Annotated in this window: 17 protein-coding genes; 11 read left to right on the top strand and 6 right to left on the bottom strand. The window is 70.9% G+C overall.

The annotated features are described in order from the left end of the window. Positions 1 to 99: 99 nt before the first annotated feature. Positions 100 to 921, bottom strand: a complete 822-nt coding sequence (locus tag Q0747_RS06960; RefSeq protein WP_298252951.1) for a ParA family protein — start codon at positions 919 to 921, stop codon at positions 100 to 102. A gap of 232 nt (positions 922 to 1,153) precedes the next feature. Here Q0747_RS06960 and Q0747_RS06955 point away from each other — a divergent pair, with 232 nt between their 5' ends. Together Q0747_RS06955 and Q0747_RS06950 are read left to right on the top strand one after the other, a co-directional pair. Beyond that, positions 1,154 to 4,573, top strand: coding sequence for a pyruvate carboxylase (locus Q0747_RS06955; RefSeq protein ID WP_298252949.1), 3,420 nt, complete (start codon positions 1,154 to 1,156; stop codon positions 4,571 to 4,573). Between the two features lie 38 nt (positions 4,574 to 4,611). Then, the gene (locus Q0747_RS06950; RefSeq protein WP_298252947.1) at positions 4,612 to 6,015 is read left to right on the top strand and encodes a mycothione reductase; all 1,404 of its coding nucleotides are present in this window, start codon (positions 4,612 to 4,614) and stop codon (positions 6,013 to 6,015) included. Positions 6,016 to 6,071: 56 nt separating this feature from the next. On the opposite strand, the gene Q0747_RS06945 is transcribed toward Q0747_RS06950, so the two are convergent. Then, positions 6,072 to 7,883, bottom strand: a complete 1,812-nt coding sequence (locus tag Q0747_RS06945; RefSeq protein WP_298252945.1) for a long-chain fatty acid--CoA ligase — start codon at positions 7,881 to 7,883, stop codon at positions 6,072 to 6,074. A 130-nt stretch (positions 7,884 to 8,013) separates the two neighbouring features. Between Q0747_RS06945 and Q0747_RS06940 the strand changes: the two genes are divergently transcribed. After that, positions 8,014 to 9,099 carry an ROK family protein gene (locus Q0747_RS06940; protein WP_298252943.1) on the top strand — a complete coding sequence of 362 codons (1,086 nt, stop codon included), beginning with the start codon at positions 8,014 to 8,016 and terminating at the stop codon, positions 9,097 to 9,099. Positions 9,100 to 9,168: 69 nt separating this feature from the next. On the opposite strand, the gene Q0747_RS06935 is transcribed toward Q0747_RS06940, so the two are convergent. Further along, positions 9,169 to 9,699: a hypothetical protein gene (locus Q0747_RS06935; RefSeq protein WP_298252941.1), complete on the bottom strand. Its 531-nt coding sequence runs from the start codon at positions 9,697 to 9,699 to the stop codon at positions 9,169 to 9,171. Positions 9,700 to 9,956: 257 nt separating this feature from the next. Here Q0747_RS06935 and Q0747_RS06930 point away from each other — a divergent pair, with 257 nt between their 5' ends. Together Q0747_RS06930 and Q0747_RS06925 are read left to right on the top strand one after the other, a co-directional pair. Then, positions 9,957 to 10,850, top strand: coding sequence for a 1-acyl-sn-glycerol-3-phosphate acyltransferase (locus Q0747_RS06930; RefSeq protein WP_298252939.1), 894 nt, complete (start codon positions 9,957 to 9,959; stop codon positions 10,848 to 10,850). 75 nt (positions 10,851 to 10,925) lie between these two features. Beyond that, positions 10,926 to 12,284: a class II 3-deoxy-7-phosphoheptulonate synthase gene (locus Q0747_RS06925; protein WP_298253071.1), complete on the top strand. Its 1,359-nt coding sequence runs from the start codon at positions 10,926 to 10,928 to the stop codon at positions 12,282 to 12,284. Positions 12,285 to 12,323: 39 nt separating this feature from the next. Here the strand turns inward: Q0747_RS06925 and Q0747_RS06920 are convergent, their stop codons facing one another. Both Q0747_RS06920 and Q0747_RS06915 read right to left on the bottom strand, forming a co-directional pair. Continuing rightward, entirely contained in the window at positions 12,324 to 14,471 is a 2,148-nt protein-coding gene (locus tag Q0747_RS06920; RefSeq protein WP_298252937.1) for a Stk1 family PASTA domain-containing Ser/Thr kinase, read from the bottom strand. Between the two features lie 87 nt (positions 14,472 to 14,558). Then, positions 14,559 to 16,109, bottom strand: a complete 1,551-nt coding sequence (locus Q0747_RS06915) for a LysM peptidoglycan-binding domain-containing protein (protein WP_298252935.1) — start codon at positions 16,107 to 16,109, stop codon at positions 14,559 to 14,561. A 233-nt stretch (positions 16,110 to 16,342) separates the two neighbouring features. Between Q0747_RS06915 and Q0747_RS06910 the strand changes: the two genes are divergently transcribed. Further along, positions 16,343 to 16,696 (top strand): Rv2175c family DNA-binding protein, encoded by a 354-nt coding sequence (locus Q0747_RS06910; protein ID WP_298252933.1) that lies wholly within the window; start codon positions 16,343 to 16,345, stop codon positions 16,694 to 16,696. 39 nt (positions 16,697 to 16,735) lie between these two features. Here the strand turns inward: Q0747_RS06910 and Q0747_RS06905 are convergent, their stop codons facing one another. After that, positions 16,736 to 17,860: a polyprenyl synthetase family protein gene (locus Q0747_RS06905; RefSeq protein ID WP_298252931.1), complete on the bottom strand. Its 1,125-nt coding sequence runs from the start codon at positions 17,858 to 17,860 to the stop codon at positions 16,736 to 16,738. A 96-nt stretch (positions 17,861 to 17,956) separates the two neighbouring features. Between Q0747_RS06905 and dinB the strand changes: the two genes are divergently transcribed. The 5 genes from dinB (at position 17,957) to Q0747_RS06880 (ending at position 22,466) form a co-directional block, all read left to right on the top strand. After that, positions 17,957 to 19,213, top strand: a complete 1,257-nt coding sequence (dinB, locus tag Q0747_RS06900; RefSeq protein ID WP_298252929.1) for a DNA polymerase IV — start codon at positions 17,957 to 17,959, stop codon at positions 19,211 to 19,213. Positions 19,214 to 19,483: 270 nt separating this feature from the next. Further along, on the top strand, positions 19,484 to 19,861 hold the full coding sequence (locus Q0747_RS06895; RefSeq protein WP_298252926.1) for a DUF3040 domain-containing protein: 378 nt from the start codon (positions 19,484 to 19,486) through the stop codon (positions 19,859 to 19,861). Between the two features lie 312 nt (positions 19,862 to 20,173). Beyond that, entirely contained in the window at positions 20,174 to 20,605 is a 432-nt protein-coding gene (mraZ, locus tag Q0747_RS06890) for a division/cell wall cluster transcriptional repressor MraZ (RefSeq protein ID WP_148601028.1), read from the top strand. 251 nt (positions 20,606 to 20,856) lie between these two features. Next, positions 20,857 to 21,870, top strand: a complete 1,014-nt coding sequence (gene rsmH, locus Q0747_RS06885; RefSeq protein WP_298252923.1) for a 16S rRNA (cytosine(1402)-N(4))-methyltransferase RsmH — start codon at positions 20,857 to 20,859, stop codon at positions 21,868 to 21,870. After that, entirely contained in the window at positions 21,855 to 22,466 is a 612-nt protein-coding gene (locus tag Q0747_RS06880; RefSeq protein WP_298252921.1) for a hypothetical protein, read from the top strand. The genes rsmH and Q0747_RS06880 overlap by 16 nt, the downstream gene beginning before the upstream one ends. The last annotated feature ends 18 nt before the right edge of the window (positions 22,467 to 22,484 follow it).

Genomic DNA, 22,484 nt, shown 5'->3' with positions numbered 1-22,484 from the left:
CGCCGTCCCGGAGCGACCGACCCCCTCACCACCGGCGATGCCCCGGCGTCACGCGGCACCCCGCGGTACAACACGGCACCGCACGGGAACCGCGGCCGGTCACCGCCTGGTGCGGCTGCGCATCCGTCCGGAATCGAGGACACCCCTGAGCAGGTCGTCGAAGAGCCGTGCGGTCTGCCGGGCGGCATCCCCCGGCCAGTGGTGCACGGAGTGTGCCGCCCCCTGGATCTGCTGCCAGTCCGCCTGGTCGGGGACCTCGGGCTGCAGCATCAGGTCACCGAACATCCTCCGCATCTCCGCGAGGCGGAAGGCGTGCTCGCTCGAGGCGGGGCGCACCCGGTTGGCGACGACGCCCGCGGTATGGAGATCGGGGGCGAACTCCCGGCGGAACAGCTCGAGAGCGCGCATGGTCCGCTCCGTCCCGGCGACCGAGAAGAGAGCGGGCTCGGCGACGAGGAGCACCTTGTTGCTCGCGGTCCAGGCGATCCGGGTGAGGCCGTTGAGCGAGGGCGGGCAGTCGATCAGGACCAGACCGTACCCGGAGACCCTGGACAGGAGCGAACCCAGGCGCGCCTGGTCGCGGACGCCGAGATCGGGCCGGTCGTAGATGCCGGAATAGGCCGACCCCATCGCGACGTCCAGCGTCGGGACGGAGGTGCCCGGACGGCGGGGCGAGGAGCCCACCCACCCGCTCGGGACCACGTTCGCGGCGAGATCGCCGCGTCGCGCGTTCTTCAGCAGGCGGCCGATGTCGGTCCGGCCCTCCGGCCTGACGGCGAGCCCGGTGGTCGCATCCGCATGGGGGTCGAGATCCACCACGAGGGTGGGGATCCCGGCGGCCAGGGCCGCGGACGCCAGGCCGAGGGTCACCGAGGTCTTCCCGACGCCGCCCTTGAGACTGCTGATACTGACTACCTGCACGTGTCGAACCCATCCCCGTCGTGTCGCGGCCGCCTGGGACGGCCGCCTGCCCTCTTGGTTCCCGGTCAATCATAGGGTGACCCGACGCGCCTCCCGGGACGGCGCGGCCCGGTATCCGGCGCGCTCCCGGGCGGCCCGCGTAGCCGTCTGTCATCTAGCCGGGTGTGGTCGCCGCGCCGGGTAGGATCGTGCCAGCGTGAAGGACCCCGACCCGCAACGATGCAGGAGTGAGATGTTCTCGAAGATTCTGGTAGCCAATCGCGGCGAGATCGCCATCCGGGCCTTCCGCGCCGCTCACGAGCTGGGCGCGAAGACCGTGGCGGTGTTCCCCCACGAGGATCGGAACTCGATCCACCGCCAGAAGGCGGACGAGGCGTATCTGATCGGCGAGGAGGGCCACCCGGTCCGCGCGTACCTCGACATCGAGGAGATCATCCGCGTGGCGGTGGAATCGGGCTGCGACGCCATCTACCCCGGCTACGGCTTCCTCTCGGAGAACCCCGATCTCGCCCGTGCCGCCCGGGACGCCGGCATCACCTTCGTGGGCCCGCCCGCGGACGTGCTGGAACTGGCGGGGAACAAGGTCAAGGCCCTCGACGCCGCCCGGGACGCCGGGATCCCCGTCCTCGGCTCGTCCCGGCCCAGCGCCGACGTCGCCGAGCTGATCGCCGCAGCGGACGAGATCGGGTTCCCCGTGTTCGCGAAGGCCGTCGCCGGTGGCGGCGGCCGCGGGATGCGCCGCGTGGAGTCCCGGGAGGCCCTGCCGGAGGCGCTGGAGTCCGCCATGCGCGAGGCGGAGTCGGCCTTCGGCGATCCCACGATGTTCCTGGAGCAGGCGGTCCTGCGCCCCCGGCACATCGAGGTGCAGATCCTCGCGGACGCGGAGGGGAACATCATGCACCTCTTCGAGCGCGACTGCTCGCTGCAGCGGCGGCACCAGAAGGTCATCGAGATCGCCCCCGCCCCGAATCTCGACGAGTCGATCCGGCAGGCGCTGCACCGCGACGCGGTGAAGTTCGCCACCGCGCTGGGCTACGTCAACGCGGGAACGGTGGAGTTCCTCGTGGACACCGTCGGGGCGCGCGCCGGCGAACACGTGTTCATCGAGATGAATCCGCGCATCCAGGTGGAGCACACGGTCACCGAGGAGGTCACCGACGTCGACCTCGTCCAGTCGCAGCTCCGCATCGCGGCGGGGGAGTCCCTGCAGGATCTCGGCCTGAGCCAGGACACCGTCCACCTGCGCGGCGCCGCCCTGCAGTCCCGGATCACCACGGAGGACCCGGCGAACGGCTTCCGCCCCGACGTGGGACGCATCTCCGCCTACCGCTCGGCTGGCGGTGCCGGTGTCAGGCTCGACGGCGGCACGGTCTACGCGGGCGCGGAGATCAGCCCGCACTTCGACTCCATGCTCGTCAAGCTCACGTGCCGGGGCCGGGACTACCCGGCGGCCGTGACCCGCGCACGCCGGGCACTGGCGGAGTTCCGCGTCCGCGGTGTGTCGACGAACATCTCCTTCCTGCAGGCCGTGCTCGACGATCCCGACTTCATCGCGGGTGACGTGGCGACGTCGTTCATCGACGAGCGTCCGGAGCTCCTGACGGCGCGGGTACCCGCCGACCGGGCCACCAAGCTGCTCACCTGGCTCGCGGACGTGACGGTGAACCAGCCCAACGGCACGCGGCCCGCCCATCTCGATCCCCGGCAGAAGCTGCCCGTCCTCTCCGACGACCAGCGGGAGGCGCCCCTGCCGGAGGGCAGCCGCCAGCGGCTGCTCGAGCTGGGCCCTGAGGGCTTCGCGCGGGCGCTGCGCGAGCAGAACGCCGTCGCCGTCACCGACACGACGTTCCGCGACGCCCACCAGTCGCTCCTCGCCACCCGCGTGCGCACGCGGGACCTCACCGCGGCCGGCGCGGGTGTGTCACGGCTGACCCCCGAACTGTTCTCGGTCGAGGCGTGGGGCGGGGCGACGTACGACGTCGCTCTCCGCTTCCTCGGCGAGGATCCGTGGGAGCGCCTCGACGCCCTCCGCCGGGAAGTGCCGAACATCTGCCTGCAGATGCTCCTGCGCGGACGCAACACCGTGGGCTACACCCCGTACCCCGAGGCCGTGACCTCCGCCTTCGTGCAGGAGGCCGCGGCATCCGGCATCGACATCTTCCGGATCTTCGACGCGCTGAACGACGTGGCGCAGATGGAGCCGGCCATCCGGGCGGTCCGGGCCACCGGCACCGCCGTCGCCGAGGTGGCGCTCTGCTACACGGCCGACATGCTCGACCCGGCCGAGGAGCTCTACACCCTCGAGTACTACCTCGAGCTCGCCCAGCGCATGGTCGACGCCGGCGCACACATCCTGGCCATCAAGGACATGGCGGGCCTGCTCCGGCCGGCAGCGGCGGCGAAGCTCGTCACCGCCCTGCGCGAGCGCTTCGACCTGCCCGTGCACCTCCACACGCACGACACCGCCGGGGGCCAGCTGGCCACCCTCCTCGCCGCCGTGGACGCCGGGGTCGACGCCGTCGACGTCGCGAGCGCCGCCCTGGCCGGCACCACGAGCCAGCCCTCCGCCTCCGCGCTCGTGGCCGCCCTGGCCCACACACCACGGGACACCGGGCTGGATCTGGACGGGGTCTGCGCGCTGGAGCCCTACTGGGAGGCCGTGCGCCGCATGTACGCGCCGTTCGAGGCGGGCCTCGCCGGCCCGACCGGCCGGGTCTACCAGCACGAGATCCCGGGCGGTCAGCTGTCCAATCTGCGGCAGCAGGCCATCGCGCTCGGACTCGGGGAACGCTTCGAGGCCATCGAGGACATGTACACGGCGGCCGATCGGATCCTCGGCAGGCTCGTGAAGGTCACGCCGTCGTCGAAGGTGGTGGGCGATCTGGCCCTCGCGCTCGTGGGGATCGACGCCGACCCCGCCGAGTTCGAGGAGAACCCGCAGGCCTTCGACATCCCGGACTCGGTGATCGGTTTCCTCAACGGTGAGCTCGGCAACCCTCCCGGCGGCTGGCCGGAGCCGTTCCGGACCAAGGCACTGCAGGGCCGTGCGGCCAAGCCCCGCGACGTCGAGCTCTCCACCGAGGACGAGGAGAAGCTCGCAGGCGACTCGGCGCGGCGGCGCACGGCGCTGAACACGCTGCTCTTCGCCGGCCCGGCGAAGGACTTCCGCACCGTCCGCGACACCTACGGTGACGTCTCGGTGCTGGGCACCGCCGACTACCTCTACGGACTGCAGCAGGGCACCGAGCACGTCATCGAACTGGAGAAGGGCGTGCGGCTCATCGCCACGCTGGAGGCGATCTCCGAACCCGACGAGAAGGGGATGCGCACGCTCATGTGCACCCTCAACGGTCAGATGCGACCCGTGAGCGTCCGCGACCGCAGCGTGGACAGCGACGTGAGGACCGCGGAGAAGGCGGATCCGTCCGTACCGGGTCAGATCGCCGCGCCCTTCGCCGGATCCGTGACCGTCTCCCTCTCCGAGGGCGACACCGTCGCCGAGGGAGACACGGTCGCCACGATCGAGGCGATGAAGATGGAAGCGAACATCACGACGCCGGTCGCGGGCACCGTGCAGCGGGTGGCCCTGGCAGGAGTGGGACCAGCGCAGGGAGGTGACCTCCTGGTCGTCATCGCCCCGACGAAGGAGTGATCCGGGTCCGTGGGGGCCGGCGCGGCTAGACTGCGTCGGTGACCCACTACGACCTCGCGATCATCGGCTCCGGTTCAGGCAACACCCTCATCTCCCCGGAATGGGACGACTCGAAGGTGGTGCTCGTGGACGGCGGCGTCTTCGGCGGGACCTGCCTGAACGTGGGCTGCATCCCCACCAAGATGTACGTCTACCCGGCCGAGCTGGCGGCGGCACCCGAGCGCGCTGCCCGGCTCGGCGTGGACCTCTCCTTCGAGGGGGTGCGCTGGGAGGACATCCGGGACCGCATCTTCTCCCGCATCGATGCCATCTCGGCCGGTGGGCGCACGTACCGCGCGGACGAGCTGGAGAACGTGACCCTGATCGAGGAGCACGTCCACCTCGCGGGGGAGAAGTCGTTCCGGACGGCGTCGGGGGAGCTCGTCTCGGCCGACCAGCTGGTCATCGCCACCGGCTCGCACGCCGTCCTGCCCGATGTCCCGGGTATCACCCTGCCGCAGGTGCACACCTCCGACACCATCATGCGCATCCCCGGGCAGCCCGGACGCCTGCTGATCCTGGGCGGCGGGTACATCGCCGCCGAGTTCGCGCACATCTTCGGCTCGTTCGGGACCGCGGTGACCCTCGCGGTCCGCAGCTCGAGCATGCTGCGGCATCTCGACGAGACCGTCTCGGCGGTCTTCACCGAGCACGCCGCACAGCAGTGGGACGTGAGGCTGCGGACCACCGTCACGGAGCTCAGTGCCAACGACGACGGCTCGGTCCGGGTGCGGCTCGACGGCCCGGAAGGACCCTCGGAGCTCGAGGTGGACCTCGTGCTCGCAGCCACCGGGCGCAGGCCCAACACGGACGGTCTCTCGGTCTCCGCGGCGGGGTTCGATCTGCACGACGACGGCCGCCTCGCCGTCGACGCCTACCAGCGGGTGCTGCGCGACGGCCTGCCCGTGGAGGGCGTCTGGTCGCTCGGGGACGTCAGCAGCGACTACCAGCTCAAGCACGTGGCCAACCACGAGGCCAGGACGGTGGCGCACAATCTGCTGCACCCGGACGATCTGCGCGCCAGCGACCACCGGTTCGTCCCGGCCGCGGTGTTCTCCCACCCGCAGGTGGCCTCGGTGGGGCTCACGGAGGACCAGGCCCTCGCCGTCGCGGAGCGGACGGCCACCCCGATCGTCACGGCCGTCCAGCAGTTCGGCTCGACGGCGTACGGCTGGGCCATGGAGGATGCCGAGGGGTTCGTGAAGCTCATCGCGGAGAAGTCGACCGGGCGGATCCTCGGCGCCCACATCCTCGGGCACGAGGCGTCGATGCTCATCCAGCCGATCCTCCAGGCCATGTCCTTCGACCTCGACGCCTTCTCCATGGCGCGCGGGCAGTACTGGATCCATCCGGCCCTCACCGAGGTGGTCGAGAACGCGCTGCTGAACCTCAGGACCGACTGACCGACCGACCGACCGACTGACCGACCGACTGACCGATCGGCTGACCAGCCGGCCGGTTACTGGCGGGCGGCCGAGGAGTAGATGGACTCGACGACGTCGGAGTAGTCCTTGAGGACCTGGGCGCGCTTGATCTTCAGGGACGGCGTCAGGTGACCGGTGGTCTCCGTGAAGTCGGTCGCGACGATCCGGAACTCCTTGATGGCCTCCGCGCGGGAGACGGTGGTGTTGGCCTGGTCCACCAGGTGCTGGATCTCCTCCCGGACCAGGGGCAGGTCCGCGGCCTCCGCCATGGTGGTCCCGGCGGGCAGGTCGTGCCGGTCGAGCCATCCCGGGAGCGCCTCCTCGTCGAGGGTGACCAGGGCCGAGATGAAGGCCCGCTGGTCTCCCACGACGACACACTGCGACACGAGGGCATTGGACCGGATCACGTCCTCGAGCAGTGCGGGAATCACGTTCTTCCCGCTGGCCGTCACGATGATCTCCTTCTTGCGGCCGGTGATGCTCAGGAAGCCGTCCTCGTCCAGCTGCCCGATGTCACCGGTGCGGAACCAGCCGTCCACGAAGGCCTCGTCCGTCAGGTCCGGCCGGTTGAGATAGCCCTTCATCACGCACACCCCCCTGGCGAGGATCTCGCCGTCGTCCGCGATCTTCACGGCGTTGCCCGGCAGCGGGACGCCCACGCTGCCGATCTTGATCCGCTGCGGGGTGTTCACCGTGATCGGGGCCGTGGTCTCGGTCAGGCCGTACCCCTCCAGCACCATCAGGCCGATGCCGTGGAAGAAGTGGCCCAACCGGTCCCCGAGCGGCGCCCCACCGGAGACCGCGTGCTGCACGCGGCCGCCCATGGCCGTGCGGATCTTGCCGTAGAGCAGGCGGTCGAACACGGCATGCCTGACCCTCAGGGCCAGGGGGATGCGGCCCGCCTGCTCGGCCTTCGACCAGGCGATGGCCACCTCCGCGCCGGCGTGGAAGATCTTGCCCTTCCCGCCGTCCTCGGCCTTGAGCATCGAGTTGTTGTAGACCTTCTCGAACACACGGGGTACGGCCAGGATGAAGGTGGGCTTGTAGCTCTGCAGATCGGGGAGCAGGTTCTTCACGTCCGGGGTGTGCGCCACGGTGGCGCCCACGGCCACGCACAGGACCGAGATGAAGCGGGCGAACACGTGCGCCAGGGGCAGGAACATGATGGTCTGCCCGCCCTCGCGGGCCACCTCGGGGAGGGCTGCCCCCGCGTTGTCCGAGAGCTCCACGAAGTTGCCGTGCGTCAGTTCGCACCCCTTGGGCTTCCCCGTGGTCCCGGAGGTGTAGATGATGGTGGCTACGTCGTCGAGGCCGGCCCGGTCGCGGCGCTCGGCCAGGGTCTCGTCGTCGGTGCCCACGCCTGCCGTGCGCAGGGTGTCGAGGCCGTCGCCGTCGAACTGCCACACGTGCCTGAGGGAGCCGAGGTCCTCCAGCTCCACGGCCCGGCGCACCACGTCCTCGTGCCGCGCCGACTCGACGAACGCACCGACGGCCCCGGAATCGCCGAGGATCCAGGCCACCTGTGCGGGGGAGGAGGTCTCGTAGACGGGGACGGAGATCGCGCCGGCGAACCAGATGGCGAAGTCGGCCAGCGACCACTCGTACCGCGTGCGGGCCATGAGGGCGATCCTGTCACCAGGCTGGACACCGGAGCTGATCAGTCCCTTCGCGATGTCCTCCACCTGGCGGCGGAACTCGGTGGCGGAGATGTCCTCCCACTCGCCCGAGACGCCCTTGACGGCGAACAGGGCCGGATTCGACGGCTTGGCGGCCTGCCGCAGCACCAGTTCCGTGGTGTTCGTCTGGCGGGGGACGTCCACGAGGACGGGAACGCTGATGTCGCGCACGATAGCTCCTTCGATATCCTTCGACCGGTTGCCTCAGCCTATAGGTTCCGCCGCCCGGGCAGGCCTCACGTAGGGTACAGATCGGCGACGACCGGAGCGCGGCAGGTGGCGCTCCCCAGGAAAGGACCCCATGACGATGCTGCCCGGTCGGGTGCGCTCCCGGCCCCTGCGGACCCGCGGTGCGGCGATACCCGCCCGACGGAGCGAGCGCCTGGTCGCGCGGGCCACGCGCGAGGGCTTCGGTCACCGGGGGCGGCGCGGGCTGTCCGTCGGCATCGACATCGGCGGGACCAAGGTGGCCGCCGGGGTGGTGGACGTGCACGGGACCGTCCTCGCCGAGGCGCGCAGGGCGACACCGGGCCGCGATCCCCGCGCCGTCGAGGACGTCATCGCCGAGCTGGTCCGCGAGCTGTCCGGCGACCACCGCATCCGCTCGGTGGGTATCGGCGCTGCCGGGTGGATGGACCTGTCCAACAGCACGGTCCTGTTCAGCCCGCACCTCGCCTGGCGCAACGAGCCCCTGCGCCGGAATCTCGAGCAGCGCCTGCGGCGCCGGGTCACCCTGGTGAACGACGCCGATGCCGCGGCGTGGGCGGAATGGCGTTTCGGCGCGGGGCGGACGGAGTCCCGCCTCGTCTGCATCACGCTCGGCACCGGGATCGGCGGGGCGATGATCATGGACGGTCGGGTGGAACGCGGCCGGTACGGCGTGGCGGGGGAGTTCGGCCACCAGGTGATCGTGCCGCAGGGCCACCGCTGCGAGTGTGGCAACCGAGGGTGCTGGGAGCAGTACGCCTCGGGGAACGCCCTCGGCCGGGAAGGGCGGGAGCTGGCGGCCTCCGGCTCCCCGGTGGCCCGGTCCCTCATCGACGCCGTCTCCGGCGACACCTCCCTCATCACCGGCGCACTCGTCACGGAGCTGGCGATCGGCGGCGATCGTGCCTCACGCGAACTCGTGGACGACGTCGGGCAGTGGCTGGGACTGGGCCTGGCCAATCTGGCCGCGGCCCTGGACCCGGGCACCTTCGTGATCGGAGGAGGGCTCGGGGTGGCCGACGAGCTGCTGCTCGGCCCGGCCCGGCGCGCCTTCGGGAGGAATCTGACGGGCCGCGGCTTCCGCCCGGCGGCGCGCATCGAGCGGGCCGCCCTCGGTCCGGCGGCGGGGCTCATCGGGGCGGCCGATCTCTCGCGCCTGCTCCCGCGGGGTGGGGCCTGAGCGGCGCCCGCCGGGCTCCGGGAGGATCGTGCCCGCGATCAGCCCCTGCCCTGCGGCCGTGGTGCTGCGCTAGACCTCGGCTCCGTCGTCGCCGAGGTCGCGGTGCTTGGGCAGCCGGCTGACGAGATAACCCGCCCCGGCCAGGAACAGGACCAGGATCCCGAATGTGGCGGCGAGCGGTGCATCGCGCCAGAACATGGCGAAGAGCAGGAGGGTGATCGGCCCTCCCGCCGCCCCGATCCAGGCGAGGATGGTGAGGGGATCGCCGGTTCCGAGCGGTGGGGGTTCCTCCGGGACGAACCCCTCGTCCTCGTCGTCGCCGTCGGGCTCGGGGAGATCGTGGTCCCGGGGACCACGCCGCCGGAGGGGCTGGTTCCGGAAGATCCGGTCGGCACGCTCACGGTCCGTGGGTGCAGCATCTTCCCGATCCGAGGACGGATCCGAGGCCGGATCCTCCCGGGGCTCCACCGCCGGGGCGCCCCCGCGTCCCGGCGAAGCCGGGCGGTCAGGGGTGGACTCGGTGCCCTCGAGGCGCGCCACGAGGTCGCGCCAGATGTCGTCGTCGGTCGATTCGTTCGGTTCCTGACCTCGAAGGCCCATACTCTGCTACCTGCTGTCGGGTGCTACCGCCTGGGGTCGGACCTCGTCCGCCCGGCATCCTCGACGTCGGAGGGTGCTGCTCCAATCCTCGGCACAGCACAGCGCTACGTCAACCGGGATCCCGTGTGTCGCAGGCGGCGGGGAGTACCCCGCGCCGCCGGGGCGTCGGGTGCGGCGACGCCCTTAGAGTAGGCTTCCACAGGAAAAAGCGGGCGGCATGGCACATGCCGCAGCGATCATGCTTGGAGGCGGACTGCGTGTTCTACTGGGTGATGAAGCGGATCATCGTCGGTCCGCTCCTCAATCTCCTCTTCCGGCCCTGGGTCAAGGGACTCGACAACATCCCGGCCTCCGGCCCGGCGGTGATCGTGAGCAACCACCTGTCCTTCTCCGACTCCATCTTCCTGCCGATCGTGGTGCCACGGCCCGTCGCGTTCCTCGCCAAATCGGAGTACTTCACGGGCAAGGGCGTCAAGGGCAGGCTCACGGCCCTGTTCTTCCGCCTCTCGAACCAGCTGCCGATGGACCGCTCCGGCGGTGCGGCGTCGTCGTCGTCGCTCAGCGCCGGCATGGACATCCTCAATGACGGCGCGATCCTCGGGATCTACCCGGAGGGCACCCGCAGCCCGGACGGGCGGCTGTACCGGGGGAAGACGGGCGTGGCGAAGCTGGTCCTGGCCACCGGGGTGCCGGTGATCCCCGTGGCGATGATCGGCACCGACAAGGTCCAGCCGATCGGGCGCCGCATCCCCAATATCCGCCGGGTGGGCATCATCATCGGCGAACCGCTCGACTTCGCCCGCTACGAGGGACTCGAGGACGACCGGTTCGTGCAGCGGTCCGTCACGGACGAGATCATGTACGAGCTGATGCGCCTGTCCGGCCAGGAGTATGTCGACGCCTACGCGAGCACGGTCAAGGAGCGCCTCGCCGCGGAGAAGGCGGCAGGACGCAAGACACCCAAGCCCGGCGCCGACCAGCGCAGGGCGGCGGTCCGCATGACCGGCGAGCCCACCGGGCCGGCCCCGGGCTCCGTGACGGAGATCGGCACCGGGACCGCGGACACCGCACGTCCGGATCCCGCCGAGCAGCCCTCGGACAGCACCCCGGGAACCCGCCGCTGGCGCCGGAAGACCTCGTCCGACCAGTAGGCCGATCCGGGGCCGGTCCTCACCCGTACCGTCACCCAGTAGAATTCCGGTGTGACTGATTCACTCGCTCCCGACCTGCCGCGTGCCGCGGACCCTGCTCCGACCGCCACAGGCGGTCTCGACGCCTGGCGCTCCATGACCGCCGCACAGCAGCCCTCCTGGCAGGACGCCGGCGTGTATGCCGCCTCCGTGAAGGAACTCTCGAGCCTGCCGCCCCTCGTCTTCGCGGGGGAGGTCGATGTGCTGCGGGAACGCCTGGCGGACGCCGCGCAGGGCAAGGCCTTCCTGCTCCAGGGCGGGGACTGCGCCGAGACCTTCGAGGGCGCCACCGCCGACAGGATCAGTGCGCGCGTGCGCACCATCCTCCAGATGGCCGTCGTCCTGACCTACGGTGCGTCCCTGCCGGTCATCAAGATGGGCAGGATGGCCGGGCAGTTCGCGAAACCGCGCTCGTCCAACGACGAGACGCGCGACGGCGTCACCCTGCGGGCCTACCGCGGTGACATGGTCAACGGGTACGACTTCACGCCGGAGAGCCGCGGACACGATGCCTCGCGGATGGTGAAGGCCTACCACACCTCGGCGTCCACGCTGAACCTGATCCGCGCCTTCACCCAGGGCGGGTTCGCGGATCTGCGGCTCGTCCACCACTGGAACAAGGGCTTCATGGCCAATCCGGCCCACTCCCGGTACGAGTCCCTGGCGCGCGAGATCGACCGCGCCGTCCGGTTCATGGATGCGTGCGGCGCCGACTTCGAGGCGCTCAAGCGCGTGGAGTTCTTCGCGAGCCACGAGGCGCTCCTGCTGGACTACGAGCGGGCACTCACGCGCATCGACTCGCGCACCTCGCTGCCCTACGACACGTCCGCGCACTTCCTCTGGATCGGGGAGCGGACGCGCGAGATCGACGGGGCGCACGTCGACTTCCTGTCGCGCGTGCGCAATCCGATCGGCGTCAAGCTCGGTCCCTCCACGTCCGCGGACGACGCCCTGGCGCTCATCGACAAGCTCGACCCCAATCGTGAACCGGGCCGCCTCACCTTCATCACGCGCATGGGCGCCGAGAACATCCGGGAGAAGCTGCCCCGGCTGGTCGAGCGGGTCACGGCCTCCGGCGCGCAGGTGCTGTGGGTGACGGACCCCATGCACGGCAACACCGTGACCTCGCCCAACGGGTACAAGACACGCAACTTCGACGACGTCATCGACGAGGTGCGTGGTTTCTTCGAGGTGCACGACGCGCTGGGGACCTTCCCGGGCGGACTGCACGTCGAGATGACGGGCGACGACGTCGCCGAATGCCTCGGTGGTGCCGATCCGATCGACCAGGACGCCTTCCTGGAACGCTACGAGTCGGTCTGCGATCCGCGGCTGAACCACATGCAGTCCCTCGAGATGGCGTTCCTCGTCGCCGGCGCCCTCTCGAAGAGCTGAGTCCTCGACGAGCGGAGCCCGACGGTCCGTCACCCCGGGCTACGTGACCGTGATCCGGATGGTCGAGCCCTCGGGCTGTTCGCCCGTGGGGCTCTGGCCCGCCACGAGCCGCAGGACGGCGCTGCCGAAGGTGTAGTCCACCTCGACGGTGAAGCCGGCGGCCTCGAGGGCCTCGACCGCCCGGTCCTCCGGGAGCGAGAAGACGCCCGGGACCTCGACGAGCCGCGGACCGCGCGAGAGCGTCAGGGTGATGACGGCGCCGCGCTCCACCTCGGCGCCCGACGGGACCTGCTTCACGACGGCGCCGACGGGGACGGTGGGGCTGTAGGAGCGTGTGCCGTCGACGAGGGCCTCCAGGCCCGCCCGCTCCAGTGCGCGGACGGCCTCCTGCTCGGTGAGCCCCACGACGTCGGGCACGGCCACGGGAGCGGGACCGAGGGAGACCCGAAGGTCGACCGGCTCGTCGCGACGGAGCTCCACGCCCCCGACCGGTGCCTGCCCGATGATCCGGCCCGGCCCCACCTCCTCGCTGTACTCCTCGTCCACGGCCCCCACCGTCAGGGAGGCGGCCCCGAGCGCCGCCGCAGCCTCCAGTTCGGTGCTGCCCACCACGTCGGGCACGGGGAAGGGTTCGGGACCGCGGGAGACGATCAGCTCCACGCGCTCGAACCGGCGCACCCTGGTGGTCGCCTCCGGGTCGGTCGCGATCACCAGTCCGGCGAGCACCTCGTCGTCGAAGACCTCCTCCGTGCTCAGGGCGTTCAGCCCCTCCTGGTCCAGCACCGCCCGAGCCTCGGCGAGGGGGACGCGCGCCACGTCCGGCAGGCTCACCACCCCGGCCGGTCCCGCGCCGAAGAACCAGCCCGCGCCCGCCACGACGACGGCCAGGAGGAGCAGCAGGACCACGAGCAGGCGTCGGGAGCGCCGGGCGGTGGAGCCGTACAGTGATTTCTCTGGTCGCTGCGCCGCCCGGGCCTGCGCGCGCCGGGACGCCTGGCGTGCCCCGCTCCGGCGCGCGCGTGGTGGCGCGGCGGCGGTGGTGCCGTCCTCCGGGACGGCCCGTGGCGACGGTGCGGGGTGCGCAGCGGTCGGGGAGGCGGCCGCCACGGGTGGCCGCTGCGGCATCGGCGCCAGGACCCGCGTCGCGTCGCCGGGGCGGATGACGCGGGTGTGGTTGCGGGTGTGGCTGCCGTCGTCCTCGCGGTGTGTCTCCGCGCCCTCCGGGCCGGGGCGCCGGATGACCACGGCCGTGAGCTGGTCCTGGTCCTGGTCCTGGTCCTGGTCCTGGTGCGCGGGTGCCGGCGGAGCGGCGGGGGAGTGGTCGAGGTCCTCGTCCGTGAGGATGGGGCGGATGTGGCGGAGTTCGCCGAGGAGCGCCGCTCCGTCCACGGGACGTCTGTCAGGATCCCTCGAGGTGCACCACTGCACGAGCTCGTCGATATCGGATGCCAGTCCCGGCAGCAGCGTCGAGGGGGCCGGGACGTCGGCCCGGGCGTGCTGGAGCGCCACCTGGAACGGCGAGTCGCCGGTGAAGGGCTGATGTCCGGTCAGCAGCTCGAAGGCCATGACGCCGATCGAGTAGATGTCGCTCTGCGGCTGCGCCGGTTCGCCGAGCACGATCTCGGGGGCGATGTACGCGGCTGTTCCGGTGAGGGTCGCGGTTCCGGTGCTGGCCGACAGCGCGCGGGCGAGGCCGAAGTCCGCGAGCTTGACCTGCCCCGTCCCGGAGAGCAGGACGTTCTCGGGCTTCAGGTCCCGATGGATCAGTCCGGCGTCGTGGGCTGCCGCGAGGCCCTCGACCACGGGATCGAGAAGGGCCAGGGTCCGTCGGGGGGTCAGTCTGCCGTGGTCGCGCAGGTCCTCGCGCAGCGTCCGGCCGCGGACGAACTCCATCACCAGGTAGGCGACGGGCTGTCCGTCGATCTCGTCGACGCCCTGGTCGAGGACGCCGACCACGTGGGGGTGGGAGAGTCGCGCGGCGGACCTGGCCTCCTCCTCGAACCGGGAGACGGAGCCAGGCTCCAGGGCCAGCTGCGGCAACAGGACCTTCAGTGCGACCCGCCGGTCCAGTCTGCGGTCGGTCGCCAGGTAGACCGTGGACATGCCCCCACGGGCCACCTTGGAGTGGACGGCGTACCGGCCGTCGATCACGGCGCCCTCGAGCGGGTCCCTGCGTTGCTGGTGCACCCTACGATCGTAAGCGGGTGAGCCGGGAGGGGTGGGACCACCACGCGATGCCACCCCCTCCCGGACCCGCACGGGCCCGGGGACGAGCTACCGGAAGTTCTTCTGGTGTCCCTTGATGGCTGCGACGTACTGCTTGGTGTCGTTGAACATGCCGTTCGTCTTCACCGAGTACTGGCCCTGGTAGTAGGACGCTATCGCGATGTCGAGCGACGGGCTCGTGCGGATCAGCGACCGGATGATGGCCACACCGGCGGTCGCGTTGTCCCGCGGATCGAGCAGATTGAGCTTGCGGCCCACGAGCTCGCTCGCCCACACCCCGGACGACGGGATGACCTGCATCGTGCCGATGGCGTTGGCGGGGGAGACCGCGCGCTGGTTGAAGCTCGACTCCTGGAACGCGAAGGCGAGGGCGAGGCTCGGGTCCACGCCCATGGAGCGCGCCGTGTCGGCCACGATCTGCTGCATCTGGGCGGGGGAGGGCGCGGGCAGGGAGTTGAGCAGGGCCTTGTTGGCGTTGGCGTCGGCGACGACGCGGTCCGGGTAGGTGTAGCCGAGGAAGCTGGAGGGAACGAGACCGGTCGGAGCGGGTGCCGGCGCCGGGGCGGGCGTGCTGCCCCGACCGGGGATGACCAGCTTCTGGCCCGGGTAGATCACCGTGGTCATCGACATCCGGTTCGCGGAGAGCAGGTTCGACAGGCTGACGTTGTTGCGGGACGCGATGGCACCGAGGGTGTCTCCGCCCTTGACCGTGTAGCTTCCCGACGCCGGTGCCGGCTGGACGGCCTTCGGGGCGGTCGGCGTGCCGGCCGGGGAGCCCGTCAGCTTCAGCGTCTGGCCGGGGTGGATGACCGACGTCATCGAGAGCCCGTTGGCCTGCAGCAGGCCGGCGAGGGCCACGTTGTTGCGGGCGGCGATGGCTCCCAGGGTGTCCCCCGGCTTCACGGTGTAGGAGCCGCCGGAGGGTGCGGGCTTGGGAGCCGGTGCGGGCTTCGGAGCCGGCGCCGCTGCCGTGGTGCCGACGGTGATCTTCTGCCCGGGGTGGATGACGGCGTTCTGCGTGAGCCTGTTGGTCGCCAGGATGCTCTGGAGGCTCACCCCGTGGCGGGCCGCGATGGCTCCGAGCGTGTCGCCGGACTTCACCACGTAGGTGGCCGCTCCGCGGGGGGCGGCGACGGGCGCGGTCGGTCCGGTCTTCGGGGCGGCGACGGCACTGCCGGCCACGAGGATCTGCTGACCCGGGTAGATGATCGTCCGGCTGTTCATCCGGTTCAGCTGCAGGACCGCGTCCGTGGAGAGTCCGTGCCGCTTGGCGATGGCGCTGATGGTGTCGCCGGCCTTCACGATGTACTTGGCGGGGGCCCGCGTGATCGTGATCCGCTGCGTGGGCACCTGGCTGGCCACCAGGGCCGCCGGCACGACGCCGGGGGTGTGGAGCTGGGGGGTGGGCATGGTGAGCACCCGGTCGGCCGGGGCGTGCTGGGCGGGCGCCGCTGCCGCGGCGGGGGCGAGGGCCACGGAGGACAGGACCACCGCGGGCAGGGCGGCAGCGGTCACGGCCACGTCGAGGAGTCGGGGGCTCGAGCCCGCGGCCTTCCTGCGGGCGTCGGGCAGCGGATCGTTCGGTCGCTGGGCAGTCATATGTCGGTTCCTCGTCTGTTGGCGGCTGAGCCCGCACGGACACGCGTCCCCGGGACGGCCCCGGATTCGCGCAGGTTCTGATGTGACTATCGAGTCATAAGTTCAGGTTGTTACGTTTGTGACTCCTGAGAATTTACACGAGTCGCCGGCCCGCACCGGCGGAGACGCGCCGCGACGATCGGGCGCCGGGAGGCGGGTGGAGTTGCCTGCCGGAGCATGGCACGCTTGGGGGCGTGACCGACATCGAACAGCTCGTCCCGGCCTGGCTCAACCTCCCCGAGGTGGCCGAGGCGCTCGACCTCCCCATCACGCGCGTGCACTCGCTCATCAGCGACCGCTCCCTCGTCAGCATCAGGGTCGGGGAACGCGGGATCCGCAGCGTTCCGGCCGAGTTCCTCCTCGAGGGCAGGGTGCTCGAGAGCCTGCGCGGCACCGTGGTGGTGCTCTCGGATTCCGGGTACCAGGACGAGGACATCATCCGCTGGCTCTACACGGAGGACGAGTCGCTGCCGGGCCGCCCGATCGACGCCCTGCGCAGTGGACGGAAGACGGAGATCCGCCGGCGTGCCCAGGCGGCCGCCTGGTAGCAGCACACCCGGCCGGCTCAGGCGGAGCGGACGGCCGGCTCAGGCGGAGCGGACGACCGCCGCCTCGGCCAGGCGGTGGAGGGCCTCGCGGCTGGCGGAGTCGGTGGGTAGCCGATCCAGCGCCCCGAAGGCCTCGGCGGACTTCCGCTCGATCAGTTCCTCCGTCCGGGCCAGTGCCCCGCTCTCCACGATCAGTGAGCGCAGCAGGGCCACCGCCTGAGCATCGAGTTCCGTGTCGCCGAGCATGGAGTTGATCCTCGCGGCGGAGCCCGCCGTCCCGGAGCCGAGGGTCCGCGCGATCAGGAATGTCCGCTTGCCCTCGCGGAGATCGTCACCCGCCGGCTTCCCGGTCACCTCCGGATCCCCGAAGACGCCCAGGACGTCGTCGCGGAGCTGGAAGGCCTCCCCGAGCGGAAGGGCGAAGCCGGAGTAGGCGGCAAGGAGATCGGCGTCGGCTCCGGCGAGAGCGCCCCCGAGCATCAGTGGCCGCTCCATCGAGTACTTGGCGGACTTGAAGCGCAGGATGTTGAGGGCTCGCTCCTCCGCCACTGCCGGTGACTGGTCCGGTCCCACGGCCTCCTCCAGGAGATCGAGGTACTGACCGGCCATGACCTCGGTGCGCATGCGGTTGAAGATGCCCCGTGCGGCCGGACCTGTCGCGTCGGTGCACGACGCCGTGAAGAGTTCCTCGCTGAAGGCGAGGCAGAGGTCGCCGGCCAGGATGGCCGCGGAGACCCCGAAACGCTCGGGGTCCAGGTGCCACCCGGCGTCGGTGTGCCGGGCGGAGAACTCCCGGTGGACGCTGGGTCGTCCGCGCCGGGTGTCGGAGCGGTCGATCACGTCGTCGTGGATCAGTGCGGCGGCCTGGAAGAACTCCAGGGCCGTCCCCGCGGTGACCGGGGCGGGGGCCTCCTGCGCCCCTCCCGCGGCCCGCCACCCCCAGTAGCAGAGCAGTGCGCGCATCCGCTTGCCTCCGCTCGTGAGGGTCGCGATGCTCTCGATGAGGGGCAGTGACTCGGGCGAGATGGCACCGAGGACGCTCCGCTGATCGGCGAGGAACTCCTCGATCGTGGCCGTGAGGCGGGATCTGAACCGGTCCTGGTCGGCAGCGATGCCGCCGGAGCCGGAGCCGCCCCGGGGAGGAGTGGCGTGGGGGGACAGCATGGATCTCCCGGGCGGTTCGAGGGGCAGGGTCCGTCCACTCTAGCGGGGAGCCGGCCCCCGGCGCCCGGTGTCGGTGGCAGTGCGTACGATATGGGCGTGTCAACGGATGAGCGGCTGCAGCGGATCGAGCATGCGGAGTGCCGGATCCTCCACATCGACATGGATGCGTACTACGTCTCGGTCGAGCTCCTCGAGCGCCCCGAGCTCCGGGGAGTGCCGGTCGTGGTCGGTTCCCCCTCCGGGCGCTCGGTGGTCCTGTCCGCCTCCTACGAGGCGCGCCGCTTCGGAGTCCGCTCGGCGATGCCGATGTCCGTCGCGCTGCGTCGCTGCCCCACCGCCGTGATCCTGCCGCCGCACCACCAGCGGTACTCGGAGGTCTCACGGGAGGTGATGCGGATCTTCCGGTCGGTCACCCCCGAAGTGGAGCAGCTCAGCGTCGACGAGGCCTTCCTCGACGTGGCCGGATCCATGAGGCGCCTCGGTGGACCGCGCGAGATCGGCGAGCAGGTGCGGGAGGAGATCCACGGGACACTCGGTATCACGGCCAGCGTGGGCGCCGCCACCACCAAGTTCGTGGCGAAGATCGCCTCGACGAGGGCCAAGCCGGACGGACTCCTGCTCATCCCCGGGGACCGGACGGTCGCCTATCTGCACACCCTCCCGGTCTCCGCCCTGTGGGGGGTCGGGGCGAAGACCCAGGACGTCCTCGCCAGGATCGGCATCAGGACGGTCGAGGACGTGGCGCACACCCCGGTCGGGACGCTCCGGCGACTGCTCGGGGCCTCCGGGGAGCACGTGCACCGGCTGGCGTGGGGCCGCGATCCCCGACGGGTCGAGGTGTCCCGGCCGGAGAAGAGCATCGGTGCGGAGGAGACCTTCTCCCGGGACGTCGACGATTCCGCCGTACTGCGCACCGAGCTGCTGCGCCTGGCCCACCGGACGGCGACGCGACTGCGCTCCTCGGGTCACCGCGCCGGCGGCGTGGCGCTCAAACTGCGGTACGCGGACTTCTCGACGCTCACGCGGTCGAAGAAGCTCGACGAACCCGTCGACAGCGCCCACGCCCTCCATGCCGCCGCGTCGGCACTGCTCGCCTCCCTGGGGGACCGGCCCATGGCGGTCCGGCTGATCGGGCTGCGCGCCGAGTCGCTCGAGGCGGGAGGGAACGGCTCCACGCAGCTGACGATCGACCGGCGCGACGACAACTGGCGCCTTGCCGAGCGCGCATTGGACGAGGTGAACAGGAAATTCGGCGCTGCCGGGGTGGTGCCCGCAGGCCTGATCCCTCCGAAGAACCGGGCCCTGGGCGCCGCCGGGAGCCCGGCTCCCGGCGACACCGGACACCGCTCATGACAGTGCTCATGACAGTGCTCATGACAGTGCTCATGACAGTGCTCATGACGAGGACGGAGACCCGGGTGCGGCCCCGCCGCAAGGGGCGGCCCGGAACGCATTGTGACTTTGCACCACCTGCGTTGCAAACTAGTCTTGGATCAGGCAATCCGGCTGTTTGTCACGCGCGTCGACCGACTGACGACCGAGGTCGTTCCGCAGGGAACGCGGTCCGCGGTCGGAGCGTTGATTCATTGAAGGATTGTTGGCACCCACATCAAGGAGGCGGTCATGGCACTCTCGGAACACGAGCAGAGGTTGCTTGATCAGCTCGAACAGCAGTTGCACGCCGACGATCCCAAGTTCGCGCACTCGATGGCGTCCGACACCCGGAAGGCGATGTCCACCAGGCGTCTGGTGATCGGTTCCCTGATCACCATCGCGGGCATCCTGGTCCTGCTGGCGGGAATCACCTACCAGAACATCTTCATCGGTGTCGCGGGATTCCTCGTCATGGGCGCCGGGGTGTACTTCGCCACCACGAAGTCCAAGCAGGTCGAGGTGACGGAACCGGCAGGGAAGCGGACCAAGGCCACCTCCGGCGGCAAGAGCGGCTTCATGTCCGGACTCGAGGACAAATGGGACGAGCGGAAGCGGGATCAGAGCTGACGCGCCCCCCGGGCAGCAGGCAGCTGCCGTAGTACATCATCGGAAGAACCCGCCACGGCGGGTTCTTCCCGTTTAACTACTTAAACGGTCCCGCGACCTCTTTCCATCTGCTTCCAGCTGAGCCGCGCGGCGACTCGAGGCGGTCCTGCGACGCAGCGTGCCCGGCCGCACACCCGTGGGAGCTCGGGGACTCGCCGGACGCCCCGACACCCCCGGATTGCGTTGACCATGGAGAGTTGTGGAGTAATGTGGAGCACATAAGAGCAGTTCGGCATGGGGCCGGATCGGTCGACTCGGAATAGGCGGTGAGGAGTGTTCCTCGGAACCCACACCCCCCGCCTCGACGAGAAGGGCAGGCTCATCCTCCCTGCGAAGTTCCGTGAGGAATTGAGTGCCGGTCTGGTCCTCACCAGGGGTCAGGAACGCTGCATCTACGTCTTCAGCATGGACGAGTTCGAGAGGGTGCACGAGCAGATGCGGGCCGCACCCATCTCGTCACGCCAGGCGAGGGACTACAACCGGGTCTTCCTCTCCGGCGCCTCTGACGAAGTGCCGGACAAGCAGGGCAGGATCACCATCCCGCCGGCCCTGAGGGCCTACGCGGGCCTGGATCGGGAACTGGCCGTGATCGGTGCGGGCAGCCGGGCGGAGATCTGGGACGCCGGTGCCTGGGACTCCTATCTGCTGGAGAAGGAGGCAGCTTTCTCCGAGACGGACGAGGACGCGTTCCCGGGTATCACCTGAGACGCGTCGGGCACCACGCAGTGATGAGCAGTACGAGTACGACGGAGGAACTCCCGGCGGAACGCCGGGGCAGCTCCTCTTGGACGAGATCTCCAGCCGCCGGATGCGATTCGCCTCCTGGCTCCACTTCCCCGGAGCCAGGCGGGGATCCTCCGGCCGGATGGGGATCTGGCCCAAGAGTGGCACGCAGAGATCCCTGCGCCTGCAGGGTGACGACGACACGGGCACGAGCCGCAGGAGGGGGAGGGCGCATGGAGGCAGACCGGCCGACGAACGACCGGCACGTCCCCGTCCTCCGCGACCGCTGCGTCGACCTCCTCGCCCCCGCTGTCACCGCCGCGGAAGCAGCCGGGCGACGCGCCGTCCTCGTCGATGCCACCCTCGGCATGGGCGGTCACGCCGAGGCCATGCTCGAGCGCTTCCCCGGGGCGCACCTCGTCGGCATCGACCGGGACACCGAGGCCCTCGGGCTCGCGGGGGAGCGGCTGGCACCGTTCACCGACCGCACGGATCTGGTGCACGCGGTGTACGACGAGGTGCCGGACGTCCTCGCGGACCTGGGGATCGACGGCGTGGACGGCGTCCTGTTCGACCTCGGGGTCTCCTCCCTGCAGCTCGACGAGCGGGAGCGCGGCTTCGCCTACTCCTTCGACGCACCGCTGGACATGCGCATGGACACGAGCAGGGGCAGGACCGCCGCGGACGTGGTCAACACCTATGCCGCAGCGGACCTCCTGCGCATCATCCGCTCCTGGGGCGAGGAGAAATTCGCCGGACGCATCTCCACCGCCATCGTCAGCGCCCGCGACGCCGCCCCGCTGAGGACCACCTCGCAGCTCGTCGACGTGATCCGGGGCGTGGTGCCCGCGGGGGCCTCCCGCACGGGCGGGCACCCCGCGAAACGGACGTTCCAGGCCCTGCGCATCGAGGTCAACGAGGAGCTCGAGGTCCTCGAGCGCGCCGTACCCGCGGCGATCGACGCGCTCCGCACCGGCGGTCGGATCGTCGCGATGTCCTACCACTCGCTCGAGGACCGCATCGTGAAGCGCGCCTTCAGCGCAGGGACGACGTCGACCGCGCCCCCCGGATTCCCCGTGGAGCTCGAAGAACACAAGGCCTACCTCCGTTCGCTGACCCGGGGCACGGAAGCGCCCACGGCGGCGGAGATCGAACAGAACCCGCGGGCGGCCTCGGCCAGGCTGCGGGCAGTGGAACGTACCAGATCAGGACCAGCCGACAGGATGACCACATGGGCCAGGCAGTGACCATCGACAAGCGACACGGCGCTGCAGCGTTCGTGGGCGGTGGTGCCCTGGCGGTGGCCCCCGGTCGGCTCGGTACTCCCCGTACGGGGGTCGGGATCGACGCCGCCCTCCCGCAGCCGCGGACCCCGCTGTCCGTGGTGCCTGCGCGGAGGCGCTCACGCAGATTGCCGCTGGCCGTCTTCCTCCTGACCGTGCTCGCGGCGGCCCTGGCGACGGTGCTCATGCTCAACATCTCCGTCTCCGGGACGCAGTACGAGCTGGTCCAGCTCCGTTCGAAGCAGGTCGCCCTGAACCAGCAGAACGAGGCGCTCGTCCTCGAGATCGAGACGCGGCAGGCGCCGCAGAGCCTCGCGGCACAGGCGGCGAAGCTCGGCATGGTCTCGTCCCCGAGCTTCGGCACCATCGACCTGGACTCGAAGAAGGTCACCGGCGACCCCGTGCCCGCCGTCGAGGGCCCGGAGGCGGAGGTCCTGATCGCGCCGCCGAATCTCACCGGGGAGCCGCAGCCCGTCCCGACCGAGCCGGCGGCCGAGGACGCCGTCCCCGCCGAGGCGGGCGAGGAGCCCGTCCCCGCCGAGACCGCCACCGGACAGTAGCCGCCCGGCCGCCGCCGT

The sequence above is a fragment of the uncultured Arthrobacter sp. genome, assembly GCF_947493765.1.
Taxonomy (GTDB): domain Bacteria; phylum Actinomycetota; class Actinomycetes; order Actinomycetales; family Micrococcaceae; genus Arthrobacter_D.
This window is presented reverse-complemented; position numbering and strand designations above follow the sequence as displayed.

Bases quoted from the DNA above. Each gene is read 5' to 3' on its own strand.
- Q0747_RS06955 (WP_298252949.1), top strand. From the start codon at position 1,154: ATGTTCTCGAAGATTCTGGTAGCCAATCGCGGCGAGATCGCCATCCGG.
- Q0747_RS06940 (WP_298252943.1), top strand. From the start codon at position 8,014: ATGACGATGCTGCCCGGTCGGGTGCGCTCCCGGCCCCTGCGGACCCGC.
- Q0747_RS06935 (WP_298252941.1), bottom strand. From the start codon at position 9,699: ATGGGCCTTCGAGGTCAGGAACCGAACGAATCGACCGACGACGACATC.
- Q0747_RS06915 (WP_298252935.1), bottom strand. From the start codon at position 16,109: ATGACTGCCCAGCGACCGAACGATCCGCTGCCCGACGCCCGCAGGAAG.
- Q0747_RS06905 (WP_298252931.1), bottom strand. From the start codon at position 17,860: ATGCTGTCCCCCCACGCCACTCCTCCCCGGGGCGGCTCCGGCTCCGGC.
- Q0747_RS06895 (WP_298252926.1), top strand. From the start codon at position 19,484: ATGGCACTCTCGGAACACGAGCAGAGGTTGCTTGATCAGCTCGAACAG.
- rsmH (WP_298252923.1), top strand. From the start codon at position 20,857: ATGGAGGCAGACCGGCCGACGAACGACCGGCACGTCCCCGTCCTCCGC.
- Q0747_RS06880 (WP_298252921.1), top strand. From the start codon at position 21,855: ATGGGCCAGGCAGTGACCATCGACAAGCGACACGGCGCTGCAGCGTTC.